Origin of the sequence: Streptomyces sp. CB00455 (genome assembly GCF_001905445.1) — a bacterium.
Taxonomy (GTDB): Bacteria; Actinomycetota; Actinomycetes; order Streptomycetales; family Streptomycetaceae; genus Streptomyces.
In genome coordinates this window covers 784,461-797,556 of the sequence record NZ_LIVQ01000001.1, presented here as the reverse complement: position 1 = coordinate 797,556, position 13,096 = coordinate 784,461, and the positions used below count along the sequence as shown (strand labels likewise).

Annotated in this window: 10 protein-coding genes; 6 read left to right on the top strand and 4 right to left on the bottom strand. The window is 76.0% G+C overall.

Annotated features, from left to right (window positions below; all coding sequences use genetic code 11):
• Positions 1-167: 167 nt before the first annotated feature.
• Complete coding sequence (locus tag AMK16_RS03705) at positions 168-1,163, bottom strand: LacI family DNA-binding transcriptional regulator (protein ID WP_073908437.1); 996 nt, start codon at positions 1,161-1,163, stop codon at positions 168-170.
• Positions 1,164-1,493: 330 nt separating this feature from the next.
• On the opposite strand from AMK16_RS03705, the gene AMK16_RS03700 reads away from it, so the two are divergent.
• Together AMK16_RS03700 and AMK16_RS03695 are read left to right on the top strand one after the other, a co-directional pair.
• Positions 1,494-2,330, top strand: coding sequence for an alpha/beta fold hydrolase (locus tag AMK16_RS03700; RefSeq protein ID WP_073908434.1), 837 nt, complete (start codon positions 1,494-1,496; stop codon positions 2,328-2,330).
• A 321-nt stretch (positions 2,331-2,651) separates the two neighbouring features.
• Complete coding sequence (locus AMK16_RS03695) at positions 2,652-3,197, top strand: GNAT family N-acetyltransferase (RefSeq protein ID WP_073910379.1); 546 nt, start codon at positions 2,652-2,654, stop codon at positions 3,195-3,197.
• A gap of 299 nt (positions 3,198-3,496) precedes the next feature.
• Here the strand turns inward: AMK16_RS03695 and AMK16_RS03690 are convergent, their stop codons facing one another.
• Positions 3,497-4,204, bottom strand: a complete 708-nt coding sequence (locus AMK16_RS03690; RefSeq protein ID WP_079191293.1) for a sigma-70 family RNA polymerase sigma factor — start codon at positions 4,202-4,204, stop codon at positions 3,497-3,499.
• 137 nt (positions 4,205-4,341) lie between these two features.
• The gene (locus AMK16_RS03685) at positions 4,342-5,163 is read right to left on the bottom strand and encodes a hypothetical protein (protein WP_073908428.1); all 822 of its coding nucleotides are present in this window, start codon (positions 5,161-5,163) and stop codon (positions 4,342-4,344) included.
• A gap of 397 nt (positions 5,164-5,560) precedes the next feature.
• Between AMK16_RS03685 and AMK16_RS03680 the strand changes: the two genes are divergently transcribed.
• Complete coding sequence (locus tag AMK16_RS03680) at positions 5,561-6,781, top strand: MFS transporter (protein ID WP_073910372.1); 1,221 nt, start codon at positions 5,561-5,563, stop codon at positions 6,779-6,781.
• Positions 6,778-8,043 carry a sugar ABC transporter permease gene (locus tag AMK16_RS03675; RefSeq protein WP_073910375.1) on the top strand — a complete coding sequence of 422 codons (1,266 nt, stop codon included), beginning with the start codon at positions 6,778-6,780 and terminating at the stop codon, positions 8,041-8,043. Before AMK16_RS03680 ends, AMK16_RS03675 begins: the two co-directional genes overlap by 4 nt.
• 9 nt (positions 8,044-8,052) lie before the next feature.
• Here the strand turns inward: AMK16_RS03675 and AMK16_RS03670 are convergent, their stop codons facing one another.
• Positions 8,053-9,204 (bottom strand): acyl-CoA dehydrogenase family protein, encoded by a 1,152-nt coding sequence (locus tag AMK16_RS03670; RefSeq protein ID WP_242438555.1) that lies wholly within the window; start codon positions 9,202-9,204, stop codon positions 8,053-8,055.
• 204 nt (positions 9,205-9,408) lie between these two features.
• On the opposite strand from AMK16_RS03670, the gene AMK16_RS03665 reads away from it, so the two are divergent.
• Both AMK16_RS03665 and AMK16_RS03660 read left to right on the top strand, forming a co-directional pair.
• Entirely contained in the window at positions 9,409-11,370 is a 1,962-nt protein-coding gene (locus tag AMK16_RS03665) for a CoA transferase (RefSeq protein WP_073908425.1), read from the top strand.
• Entirely contained in the window at positions 11,367-13,046 is a 1,680-nt protein-coding gene (locus tag AMK16_RS03660) for a class I adenylate-forming enzyme family protein (RefSeq protein WP_073908423.1), read from the top strand. Before AMK16_RS03665 ends, AMK16_RS03660 begins: the two co-directional genes overlap by 4 nt.
• Positions 13,047-13,096 lie beyond the last annotated feature (50 nt).

Genomic DNA, 13,096 nt, shown 5'->3' with positions numbered 1-13,096 from the left:
CGCGCGGGGACCACCGACCGCCGGACGACCACGCTGATCAGCCCGGATCCGGGGGGCGGGCGCCCGCGCCGACGGGTGCGGGTCGCACCACCGATGCAGCCGTCACGGGCCGCCGGAGCGGGACCGGGACGGGCCGGAGTGGGGGTGGGGAGGAGTGGTCGGGGGAGTTATCGGGGGGACGGGCCCGTGCTGCGGCGCAGGACGATGTCCGCGGGTACGAGGACGTGCCCGCGCGGCTGCTCCGCACGGTCCGGCCCCGTCAGCTCCTCGACCAGCAACTCCAGCGCACGCCGGCCCAGCACGGCGAAGTCCTGGCGCACGGTGGTCAGCGGCGGGGCGAAGTAGCCGGCTTCGGCGATGTCGTCGAAGCCGACCACGCTCATGTCCTCGGGGATCGCCCGGCCGGCCTCGTACAGCGCGCGCAGCAGTCCCAGCGCCAGGTGGTCGTTCGCGCAGAACACCGCGGTCACCGCGGGGTCCCCGGCGATCCGCAGGCCCGCTTCGTAGCCGGCCCGGGCGCTCCAGTCGCCGGGATGCACCGGCGGTACCCGTGCTCCGGCCCGCTCCAGGGCCGTGCGCCAGCCGGTCTCGCGGGTCGTGGTCTCCAGCCAGCCCGGCGGCCCGGAGATGTGGTGGACCGTCGCGTGCCCGAGGTCGAGGAGGTGGCGGGTGACGGCCCGTGCGCCCGCTTCGTTGTCGACCGACACCGTGGGCACGCGCGAACCGCTGCCCGCCCCGACCGCCACCACCGGCACCGCGGTCGACAGCTGGGCGATCGCGCTTTCCGCGGAGGTCTGCGGCGCGATCACCACGATGCCCTCGACCCCCTGGTCCCGGAGCCGGTCCACGGCCTCCTGCACGGAGCGGGTGTCCAGCGACCGGATGCTCGCCACGCTCACGAAATAGCCGGCGCTGCGCGCGGCCTGCTCGATGCCGTCCAGCATGGAGGCGGGTCCGTACAGGGCGCTGCCGAAACTCACCACGCCGAGGGTCTGGGACCGGCGGGTCACCAGGGTCCGGGCCGCGACGTTGGGACGGTAGTCCAGCTCGCGGATGGCGGCGAGCACCCGCTCGCGCGTACCGGGCCGGACGTGCGGCGCGCCGTTGAGCACCCGCGACACCGTCTGGTGGGACACTCCTGCGACCCGGGCCACATCGGCCATCACAGGCTGGCGGGATTCAGGTTCCGTGTTTCCCGTTCCCACTGGCAGCCCTCTCGTCGACGAAACCCGCGAACCTGCGCAGTGCGCTGCCGGGAGTCTAGTTGTTCACGATCACACGGCAGCGGTGGTGGGCCTACCCGCCCGGCGTCTTCGTGCGCGCGTGCGGGCGCGGGACGCCCGGGCCCGCCCGCAGGCCCGGGCGCCGAGGCGGTCAAGGGTCGACGGTCGACGGTCGACGGTCAGCGGCCGGCGGTCAGCGCAATCCGGCCTCATCGGCGGCCCGCCCGGGTACACCTCCCGCACACCCCCCTACGAAAGGCTCTTTTCAGCATGCCGCGCATCAACGCAAGCACCCAGAAGGGCAGTGCCGTCGAGCTCCACTTCGAGGACCGCGGCGACGGCCCGCCGGTCGTCCTCATCCACGGCTGGCCGCTGAGCGGCCGCTCCTGGGAGCCGCAGATCGGACCGCTGGTCGAGGCCGGCCACCGGGTGATCACCTACGACCGCCGGGGATTCGGTTCGTCGTCCCAGCCCTGGGAGGGCTACGACTACGACACCCTCGCCGCCGACCTGGACGCGCTCCTCACCCACCTCGACCTGCGGGACGTCACCCTGGTCGGCTTCTCCATGGGCGGCGGGGAGGTCGTCCGCTACCTCAACAACCACGGCAGCGGCCGCATCAGCCGGGCCGTCCTCGCGGCGGCCGTCCCCCCGTACCTCTACAAGAGCGCGGACAACCCGGACGGCGGCCTCGACGACGCCGCCATCGGACAGTTCCAGGACGGCGTCCGCGACGACCGGCCGGCCTTCCTCGACGGCTTCGTCACCGCGTTCTTCCAGGCCGGGGAGAACACCGGTCTCGTGAGCCCGGCGCAGCACCGCTACCAGGTGCACCTCGCCGAGGCGGCCTCACCCAAGGGGACGCTGGACTGCATCGACGCCTTCGCCCGCACCGACTTCCGCGGCGACCTGGCCGGGATCGACGTGCCGGTGCTCGTGATCCACGGCACGCAGGACGCCATCGTGCCGTTCGAGGTCAGCGGGATGCGTACGCACGAGGCGCTCAAGGGGAGCACGCTCGCGCTGATCGAGGGAGGGCCGCACGGGCTGAACGTCACGCACACCAAGGAGTTCAACCGGCACCTCCTCGACTTCCTCGCCCGCTGAGGGCCGGCGCACTCGCCAGCCGGTCGGACGGTCGGACGGTCGGCCGGGCACACCGAGTACGCCGTCCACGGGGTCCGTGCCCCCGTCGTGGCCGGGCGGCGCGCCATGGCCGGGGGCCGGGGGTACGTACGCTCGCGCGGGTGCGACCGCCACCGACTCCTCGGGCGGCCGAGGGAGCGGGCGCACGCGTTGTCTTCCGGGGTGGCTGCGGACCCGTGCGGCAGCCCACCGCCGCTCGCAGGGAGCGGCGCCGGGCTGGGCAGTCGGCCCTCTCGGCCGCGAGCCTTACGCGGGTCAGGACCCACTGCCATGCTCCGTCTCATGACGCCAGAGCGCACACCCGACCTCGCCCAGATCACCGGCGGCCGCGAGGTCACTCCGGAACTGCGACGTCAGCTGATCGACTGCTGGGTCGCGGTCACCAACTCGGGCGGCGCCGCGGGATTCCCCTTCGCACCCGTCCGCGACGATGACGTGGCGCCCGTCACGGACGAGCTCCTCGGCCGTCTCCACCCGCAGCACAGCAGACTCGTCGTGGCGGGATTCGACGACGTTCTTGCCGGATGGGTTCTCCTCGATCGTGCCCCCTCCCGGCTGGTCGGCCACTGGGGCACGGTCCACCACCTCCAGTCCCATCCCGGATGCCGTGGCCGCGGTGTGGGCTCCGGTCTCATGCAGGAGGTGCGCAAGATCGCCCGTGATGAGCTGGGCCTCGAACAGCTCCATCTGGCGGCCCGGGGAGGAGAAGGGCTGGAGGACTTCTACAGCCGGCTCGGATGGCGTGAAATCGGCCGCTGGCCCGGAGCCCTGCGCCTCGCACCCGACGACACCCGGGACGAGGCACTGATGCTCCTCGACGTCCTCTGACGGCCCGGAGCAGGCATCCGATTCGGGACCCCGGGGTGGTCTCCGCATCCGGCGCGGGCTCGAAGAGCCCGCGCCGGTCGGAAAGTGGCATTCGGAATCGGGTCGGGGCCGCGGCCCGACCCGTCCGGACCCACGCGCGGCCCGACCCGTCCGGGCAAGGCCGGGCAGGGCCGGGCAGCGGGCCGCGGCCCGACCCGTCCGGCCCACAGCCATGCGCGCCACGCTTCACCACCGTCGGGGGTGGTCCTCCTCCTGCCCCTCGGGCCGGATCCATGAGCAGGCGCGCCCCGTCACGTGGTTCAGCCGAGGAGTGCCAGGGGGCGGCGGTCCTTCGGCGTGGGGGGCGTGTCCCTGCCGGTGGGTGACGGGAGGCCCGGGGCGGGGGTGGTGGCCGGCGGCTCGGTGTCCGTCAGGAGGATCATGAGCGCGGTACGGGCACGGGCCACTCGGGAGCGGACGGTGCCGACCGGGCAGCCGATGGCCTCGGCCGCCTCCGCGTAGGGCAGGCCCAGCAGTTGGGTGAGGACGAAGGCGTCGCGCCGCTCGGAGGGGATGGCCGTCAAGAGCTCGGCGAGGGCGACGCCGTCCTCGAAGCCGGGTATCCCGTGCGGCTGTGCCTGCTCGGCGGCGGTCTGCCAGTCGTGCCGGTCGCACAGCCGGGGCCGGGCGGCGGCGTGGCGGAGGCTGTCCACGACGGTGCGCCGGGCGATGGACAGCAGCCAGGTGCGGGCGGAGGAGCGGCCCTCGAACCGGTGCAGGCCGGCGAGGGCGCGCAGGAAGACGTCCTGGGTGAGGTCGTCGGCCGCCTGGGGGTCGGCGCTGAGGTAGGCGACGTAGCGCCAGACGTCCCGGTGGAGCGCGCGGACGAACCGGTCCGCCTTCGCCGGGTCGCCGTCGCGCGCGGCAAGGGCCAGCCGGGTCACCGCGCTGTCGGTGTCGGGGGTGTGCGCGTGCCGGTTCGGCCTTCGGCCGGCGGCGGGTTGCTGGGTGGTCAGGGCAGGGCTCATCGCCACAACGTCCTTACGAGCAAGGGGTGTCCGGCTCCGCGCAGGGCGGACCGGTGAAGGGTGTACGGCGTGCCGGAGGGCACGGCCGATGCCCGAGGCGCGGCGCGGTGGCCGGTGCGCGCTCGGGGAACCGGCTGTCAGAGGACAGCGGTTCCCGTCGGCGGACCCCGTGAGGTGATGGCGTGGACGAGGAAGAGCCGCCGAGGAGCACGCACCTGGCGCCGGCGGCGTACGCGGGGCGTCGGACGGTGCGGCGCGGCCGTGGTCCCCAGGAGCAGACGCAGCGGTGCCCGCAGCCAGGCCGCGAGGGCGCGCAGGAGGCCGAAGGCGGCCCGCTCCCCGTAGGCCAGCCACAGGCCGGCGAGCAAGGCCGCCAGCAGGTGCGCGGCGAGTATCCCGGACGGGGACATGCCGGTCATGTCGTGGCCGCCCGGCAGGCCGGCGCCGGCCGCCGCCGCCGCGGCGGCCGAGACCGGGGCGGTCGCGCCCGCCGTCACGTCCACCGCCGAGTCCACCGTTCCGTGCAGGGCGTGGGCGGTGTGGGCGGCGTGGTGGACGTGGGCGCCCATGTCCGCCATGTCGGGCATCGGCGGCGGCTGGGACGCCGCGCCGCCCGGAAGGGTGTCGGTGAGGACCCGCAGGGAGTTCCGGGAGGAGAGCGCGCCGGTCGCGCCCTCTCCGCACGTCAGGTACTCGGCCCACTGCCGCGCGAAGGAGCTCCCGGTCGGCAGGGCCGGATGGACCACGGCCTGGACGAGCGAGAAGCACGCGTGGAGCGCGGCCTGGACAGCGATGACCGACGCGGTCACCACGGGCAGCCCGCGTTCCCGGCCGGCCAGGGCCCAGGCCGCCGCGGTCGTGCATGCCAGCGAGGCGGCGATCGCCCACCAGGGCACGGCAGTCCCCGACATGACGATGTGGCCGGTGGCCGCGAGCAGCACGCAGACGGCTGCGAACATCGCAGCCCGAACGGCTCGGGAACAGTGGCCTGGCGTCATTGCGGGCCCATCCTGCACCACCAATCGGGGCCGCGCACGAAGGTGCGCACGATCTGAGCAACTCCAGGAACCTCGGCGCGGCACGCCCCGGGCAGGCGGCCCGTGTGCCGCGTTGCGTGTGACGCGGCACACACTGGGAGGAAGGAACTGATCCGCCGGTCCACCCGACTGACTTCCCGTTCGGCAAACCGTTCAACACCGGGAAAGGGAGGCGTCTGTGGCGGCGGCACACGGTGCGGCACCCGGTGCGGGGGGCTCGGCGGGCGCCGCCCGCCCGACGGGCACGGCGAGCGCGGCGGCGCCCGTGCCCGTGTCCGGGACGGAAACAGGGACGGGGACGGAAACGGGGACGGCGGTGGTGGCGGGGACGGCCACGGGCACGGGCACGGGGACGGCGGCGGCGGAACGCACGGCCGTGCGGCGGCTGACCGTGCTGCTCACCTGCGCCATGGCCTTCTCGATGCTCCAGCTGTTCCTGCTCGGAGCCCTCGGTCCGCGCCTGGTCGACGAGTTGGGCATCACGCCCACCGTGCTCGGGCTGACGACCACGATCGGTTTCGGGACGGCCGCCGTCCTGTCACCCGTCGGCGGGCGGATCGTGGACCGGTTCGGTCCCCGGCGCTCGCTCGTCGCCCTGCTCCTGGTGGCCGCCGCCGCCCTCGCGCTGATCGCCGCCGCCCCCGGCGCCGGACTGCTGCTGGGCGCCGTCGCGCTGGGAGGCGTACCGCAAGCCCTGGCCAACCCGGCCACGAACAAGGCGATCCTGGCGGCCGTACCCACCGCCCGGCGGGGCGCGGTGACCGGGCTCAAGCAGTCCGGGGTGCAGCTCGGGGCGTTCGCCGCCGGGCTGCCGCTCGCGGCGCTCGCCGGCGGCCTCGGCTGGCGCGCCGCTGTGGGGACGGCGGCGGGTGCGGCGCTGCTCGCCGGGGTGTGGGCGGCGTGCGCCCTGCCGAACGACCCGCCCGCGCCCGCCGCCGGTCCCCGCACGCCGTGGGTCCCGTGCGGGCCGGTGGCCTGGCTGGCGGGCTTCTCGCTGTTCCTCGGCGGGGGCATCGCCTCCGTCAACACCTACCTGGCGCTCTTCGGCGTACGGGAGTTGGCGATGGACCCGACGACGGCCGGGACCCTGGTCGCCGTGCTGGGAGTGACGGGCATCGCGGGCCGCGTGGGCTGGTCCAAGGCGGCCCGGCCGGGCCGGGCCGAGTGGCTGCCCGGCTGGCTGGGGAGCGGCGCGCTGGGCGCGGCGGTGCTGCTCGCGGCCGCGGCCGGGCCCGCGCGGCCGCTGGTGTGGGCCGGCGCCGTCGCCGTCGGGGTCTTCGCGGTGTCCGGCAACGCCGTGACGATGGTGATCGTGATGCAGCGGGCCGCGCCGGGGCGGGCCGGCCAGGACTCGGCCCTGGTGGCGGCGGGGTTCTTCGCCGGATTCGCGGCAGGCCCCCCGCTGTTCGGACTGCTGGCGGAGAGCGGGCGCTACGGGACCGGCTGGCTGCTGGTGGCGGCGGAGTTCGCCGCCGCCGCCGCGGTGGGCTTCGTATGGGCCGCCCGGGACCGTCGCGCGCGGGCGGGGCGGGTGCGGTGAGCGCCGCGGAGGAGCGGGGCACGGGGCGTGCCGAGGAGTGGGTCGGGCCGGCCCTGGCGGCGGTCGTCGAGCGGATCTCGGTGACCGAGGCGGAGGTGGGTGCCCGTTTCCCGCTGTACGCCGAACCGGGTACGGGGCGGTGGACGACGACCGGCCGCGGTTCCTGGACCGGCGGCTTCTGGGCCGGGTTGCTCTGGCTGCGGGCCCGCACCACGGGCGGCGAGGCACACCGGCGGGCGGCCGCCGCGTGCACGGCCCGGCTGGCGCCATGGGTGGGCGCGGACACGGCCACCCGGGGCCTGATCTTCTGGTACGGAACCGCCCTGGCGGGCGACGACACCGCAGCCGCCGCACTGCGGGCCGGCGCGGCCCGCGCCTGCCTGGCGGCCCGCGACCCCGGACTGGGCCTCGTGCCCTGGGGGGACGCCCTGGGCGGGCCGCGCATGCTGGCCCGGGTGGACGGCGTGCCCGGCATGGTGCCGCTGCTGGCCGGAGCCGGACCCGGCGGAGCGGTCGCCGCGGCGGCCCATCTGCACCGGCACCTCGACCTGTGCCTGGAGGGCGGGGATCCGGCCGGGGATCCGCCCCGGGAGCTGCCCGGGGGCGCAACCGGGAAACCGGCCGCGAGGCCGCTGCCGCCACCGGTCTGGCGGTTCGACGGGGAGTCGGGGTGGCTGCCCTGCGAGGACCCGCCCGCGGGCTGGAGCCGCGGCCGGGCCTGGCTGCTGCTGGCGGTCGCCGACGCCCTGCTCCTCCCGGAGGTCGTCCGTGCCCTGCCCCCGACGACGGCCGCCGCCCACGGCCGGACCGGGCCGGCCGGCGGGGCAGCGCCGGCCGGCGCACCGGACCCGTCCGGCGGCCCTGGCGGCACCGAGCGGCTGCGGGGTCTTGTCGAGCGGCTGCTGGTGGACGGGGAGTTGGCGGGCGGGCCGCTCGTACCGGCGGCCGACGTGGGCAGGGCGGCTGGTCCTTGCGACACCTCGGCCGCCGCGATCACCGCCGTGGCCCTGCTGAAGCTCACCCGGGTGCTGCCCGGGCCCCGGGCGGCCGAGTGCTCGGACCGGGCCCGCGCGATCCTGCGCAGGCTGGTCGATGCCCACCTCTCCGGTCCGGGGCGGGCCCGCCCCGCCGGGATGCTGCTCGACGGGTGTTACGACGCCGGCAAGGGCCTCGCCGTGCGGCACGAACTGGTCTGGGGTGACTTCTTCCTGGCGCTCGCCCTGGCCGCGCTCGCCGGCGCCGTCGACCTCACCCGGGTATAGCCGTCGACCTCACCCGGGTATGGGGGAGGAGTCCTGCCCGTAGCCCCGCAGTACGCGCCGGGCCACGGAGGTGATGTGCAGTTCGTCGGGCCCGTCGAGGATGCGGGCCGCGCGCCCACCGCGGAAGAGCGCGGGCAGCGGGGTGTCCGGCCCGAGTCCGGCGGCGCCGTGCACCTGGATGGCACTGTCCGTGACCTGCTGGAGCATGCGCGCGGCAGCGACCTTCGCGAGTCCGACCTCGACGTGCGCGTCCTGCCCGGAGGCGATCAGCTCCACCGCCTGCTGGACCAGCGGGCGCGTGGCCCGCAGCGCGAGCAGGGAATCGAAGACGTGCTGCTGCACCAGCTGGTGATCCCGCAGCGGTCCGCGTGCGCCTTCGCGGGTGGCCGCGCGCTCACACATCAGGTCGAAGGCGCGCCCCGCCTGACCGAGCCAGCGCAGGCAGCGCAGCGTACGGCCCAGCTGGAGCCGCTCACCGGCCACGGCGAGGGCGCCGCCGGGCTCGCCCAGGAGGTGGTCGCCCGGCACCACGACCCCGTCGAGTTCGATCTCGTACTGGCCGCCCGCGCCCAGCACCGGCAGCTCGCGCACCACCCGGAAGCCCGGCGCGCCGGTGGGCACCAGCAGCAGGGACAGCCCGGCCCGCTCGCCGGCGGACCCGCTGGTGCGGGCCAGTACGGTCACCAGGTCCGCACCCGCCGCCCCGGAGGTGAACCACTTGCGGCCACTCACGCGCCAGCTTCCGTCCGCCCGGCGCTCGGCCCGGGTACCGGTCAGCGCGGGGGCCGTGCCCGGCACGTCCGGCTCGGTCATGGCGTAGCACGTGCGCGTCCGCCCGGAGACCAGGTCCGCGAGGTACTCCTCGCGGACGCGGGCCCCGCCGTGGCGCGCGAGCATCGTGACGTCGAGCAGGGGCGCGGAGCCCAGCGCGGCCGGTCCGTGGTCGCTGGCTCCCTCCGCCTCGGCCAGTGGGGCGTATGCGCGCAGGTCCAGACCGCCCCCGCCCAGTTCCCGGGGGAGCGGCAGGGCCCAGAGGCCCGCCTCGCGGGCGCGGGTGCGCAGCTCGTCCAGGGCGGCGGCCGCCGGGGGGCCGCCCGCGTCCAGTACGGGCTCGTACGGGATCACCCCGGACTGCACGAAACGGGTGATGCGCTCCCTCAACTCCGTTAGTTCGCAGTGCTGTTGGCTCTGGGTGCTGCTCGTTGTACGTGGATCGGCCACTGCATTTCTCCAGTTTTCCGGGAACCCGTGGGAACAGCAGTCCGACTCTCTGTCCGTGGAACTGGTCGGGCGCGCACGCTCCCCGGTTCCCGCGTTCGGAAGCGAATCCGGCGACGGCCACCGCCGCGCCAGGAGAGGAGAGGCATGGCGACACCGGCAACCACGCGGACGGTCCGGCCGCTCGACACACTGCGGTTCACCCCGCCGGGCAACGACGCGACGGGCCACGGCACTTCGGCGCCGCCGCAGATCACGAGCGTCGTCGCGGAGCACCTGCGGCTGCTCGGCGCACGCGCCGACGGCGCCCCCCGGGGGCGCCCCTCCGACGGCCGCATCACGCTCCACGGCGGCGGCTTCGAACCCGCCGGGGCCCGCGTCGCCTGGGCGGATCCCGCGAGCGGCATCGTCGACGAGGCCACCGTGCAGGCCGCCACCGGCATCATGGCCGTGCACGGCCGCCGCGACGGCAGCCCGCGCGGCCTGGGGACCGACTACGCGGCGACCGCCACCGCGGTCCTCACCGTCCAGGGCCTGCTCGCGGGCCTGATCGGCCAGGCGCGGGGGCTGGCCCCCGCCCAGGTGGCGACCAGCGCGGACCGGGCCGGGCTGCTGACCGTCGCCCAGTACATCGCCGCCGCCGGAGCCGATGAGGAGGAGGCGGCCGAAACCGCCGCCGGCGGACCGCCCTTCACCTCCGCCGAAGGGATCCTCTTCGAACTGGAGACGCTCGACCCGGGCGCCTGGGCCGCCTTCTGGCGGGCCCTGGAGGCTCCCGCCGAAGCGATCCGGGCCGGGTGGCGGCCCTTCCAGTTCCGCTACGCCACCGCCTGCGCCCCCTTTCCCCAGGTCCTCCACACCGTGACCCGCTCCTGTCCCCTGGAACGGATCCGGCAGGCCGCAGCCCGCGCCGACGCCGAGGTGTGCGTCCTGCGCACGCTGGCGGAACGCGCCGCCGAGGACGACGGAGCCGCGCCGTGGTCCTTCCGGCCGATCGGCCCCGGACCCGGCGAGACCAGCCCCGGGGCCGGCGACGGCACCCGCCGCATGGCCGCCTACACGGACCGCACGGTCCGGGACGCCCTCCTCGGGACCCGGCACGCCCTCCTCACTGCCCCGAACGCCCCCCGCGTCGCCCGGGACGCCCGCCCCCGGGCCACGGCCCGCGCCACCGGCCCGGCCCGTCCCGGCGCGCTGCCGCTGGCGGGGCTGACGGTGCTGGAAGCGGGCCGCCGCATCCAGGCGCCGCTCGCCGCGCACCTGCTGGGCCTGCTGGGCGCCGAGGTCATCCGCATCGAGCCGCCGGGTGGGGACCCGCTGCGCGGCATGCCGCCCACCTGCTCGGGCACCTCGGCCCGCTGGCTCGCCCTCAACCGCGGCAAACAAGCCGTCGAGATCGACATCAAGTCGGAGGCGGACCGGCGCAGACTGCGCGGGATGGCCGCCGGAGCCGATGTCTTCCTCCACAACTGGGCCCCCGGCAAAGCCGCCCAACTGGGCCTGGACCACGCCGATCTCGCCGCGGTCAACCCGTCCCTGGTGTACGCGTACACGGGCGGCTGGGGCGGCCGCCTCCCCGACGCCCCGATGGGCACGGACTTCATGGTCCAGGCCCGCACGGGCGTCGGCGAGGCCGTACGCCCGGCCGGTGAGCCCCCGGCCCCCTCGCTGATGACCCTCCTCGACGTGCTCGGCGGCCTGCACGGCACCGAGGCGGTCCTGGCGGGGCTGCTGCTCGCCCTGCGGACCGGGCACGGCGTACGGGTGGACTCTTCCCTGCTCGGGGCGGCCGACACCCTGACCGGCCCCGCCCTGAGGCGGGCGGCCCGGGGCCAGGACCCCCGCCCGCCGGCCGGTTACCGCTACCCGCTGGCGACGGCCGACGGATGGATCGCCCCCAGCGACGCCTGCGCGGCCGCCGCGGCCGCCTACGACCTGCGGGAGCTGCCCACCGCGGCCGCCCTGTCCCAGCTGCGCGACCACGGACTGGCCGCCACCGCGGTCACCACCGACCTGTCCGCACTGCACCACGATGCGCGCTTCGCCGGCTCGATCAGCCGCGACGCGCACGGCGCCCCTGCCGTTCCCGACCCCTGGAGCTTCAGATGACCGTCGCCCTGCACGACCTGCTGCCCGCCGAACTCCGTCGCTCCTGGGCGGCCGACGGCACCTGCCCGGACCTCGACCTCTACAGCCTCTTCCGGGCCCACCGGATCGCCGACCCGCACCACACCGCCGTCATCGACGCGAAGGGCGCGCTCTGTTACACCGCCCTGGACCGCAAGGTGCGATGTCTGGCCACCGGACTGCGCGACCTCGGCATAGGCCCCGGCGACGTGGTCGGCGTCCAACTCCCCAACACGCGCAACGCCGTGATCGCCGACCTCGCACTGGCCGCGCTCGGCGCGGTCGCCCTGCCCTTCCCGGTCGGCCGGGGCAGCCTGGAGGCACAGTGCCTGCTGCGCCGCTCCGAAGCCGTCGCGGTCATCGCCGCCACCGACCACCGCGGCAGCCCGCACGCCGCCGGCCTCCACGCCCTGGCGCCGTCCCTGCCCGCCCTGCGCCACGTGATCGCGGCCGGGCCGGGGACCGCCCCTGAGGGCACGGTGCCCTTCTCCGCACTGCTGCACCGCGACGGGCGCGCGTTCGTTCCGGCCCGCCCCGATCCGGACGGCGCGGCCCGCATCCTGGTCTCCTCCGGCTCCGAAGCCGAGCCGAAGATGGTCGCCTACTCGCACAACGCCCTCGCGGGCGGCCGGGGCAACTTCCTCGCCTCGCTGATGCCCGGCGGCACGCCGCCGCGCTGCCTGTTCCTGGTGCCGCTGGCCTCGGCCTTCGGCTCCAACGGCACGGCCGTCACCCTGGCCAGGCACGGGGGCACGCTCGTCCTGCTCGACCACTTCACCCCGGAGGGCGCGCTGGCCGCCGTACGGGAACACGCACCCACGCACGTCCTCGGCGTACCGACGATGGTGCGGATGATGCTCGACCGGCTCGACGCGGAGGCCGGCGCACCGCCGGCCCCGACCGCGCTCGTCCTGGGCGGGTCGGCACTCGACGAGGCGACGGCCAAGGAGGCCGCCGACGCGTTCGGCTGCCCCGTCGTCAACCTGTACGGCTCGGCCGACGGCGTCAACTGCCACACCGGGCTGGCTGTCGCGGCCCCGGCGGCGGAGGGACACGGAGTGGTGGCGGGCCGCCCGGACCCGCGCGTCGCGGACATCCGCATCGCCGACACCGAGACCCACGAGCCGCTCCCCGAGGGCGCAGTCGGGGAGATCATCGCGCGCGGGCCGATGACCCCGCTCTGCTACGTGGCCGCCCCCGACCTCGACGCCCGCTACCGCACGCCCGACGGCTGGGTGCGCACGGGAGACCTCGGGTTCCTCGACGGTGAGGGAACCCTCCACCTCGTCGGACGGCTCAAGGACATCGTGATCCGCGGCGGCGCCAACATCAGCCCCGCCGAGGTCGAGCGCGAGCTGGCCCGTCACCCGTCGGTGCGCGACGTGGTGTGCGTGGGCGTCGAGGACGCGGTGATGGGGGAGCGGCTGGCGGCCTGCGTCGTGCCCCGCCCGGGCAGGACGCCCACGCTCGACGACCTCTGCGCGCACCTGGAGCGCCGGGGCCTGGAGCAGCGCAAGCACCCCGAACGGCTGCTCGTGGTCGGGGAGCTGCCGCTCACCCCGGCGGGCAAGCCCGACCGGCCCGCACTGCGCCGGCTCCTCGGCGGGGTCCGGCCCCCGTCGTACGCCGGGGCGGCCCCGCTCGCGCAGGCCGGATGAACGGCGGGGCCCGGCCGCGCCCTGGCGCCGGACCCCGCGCGGCGGCGGCC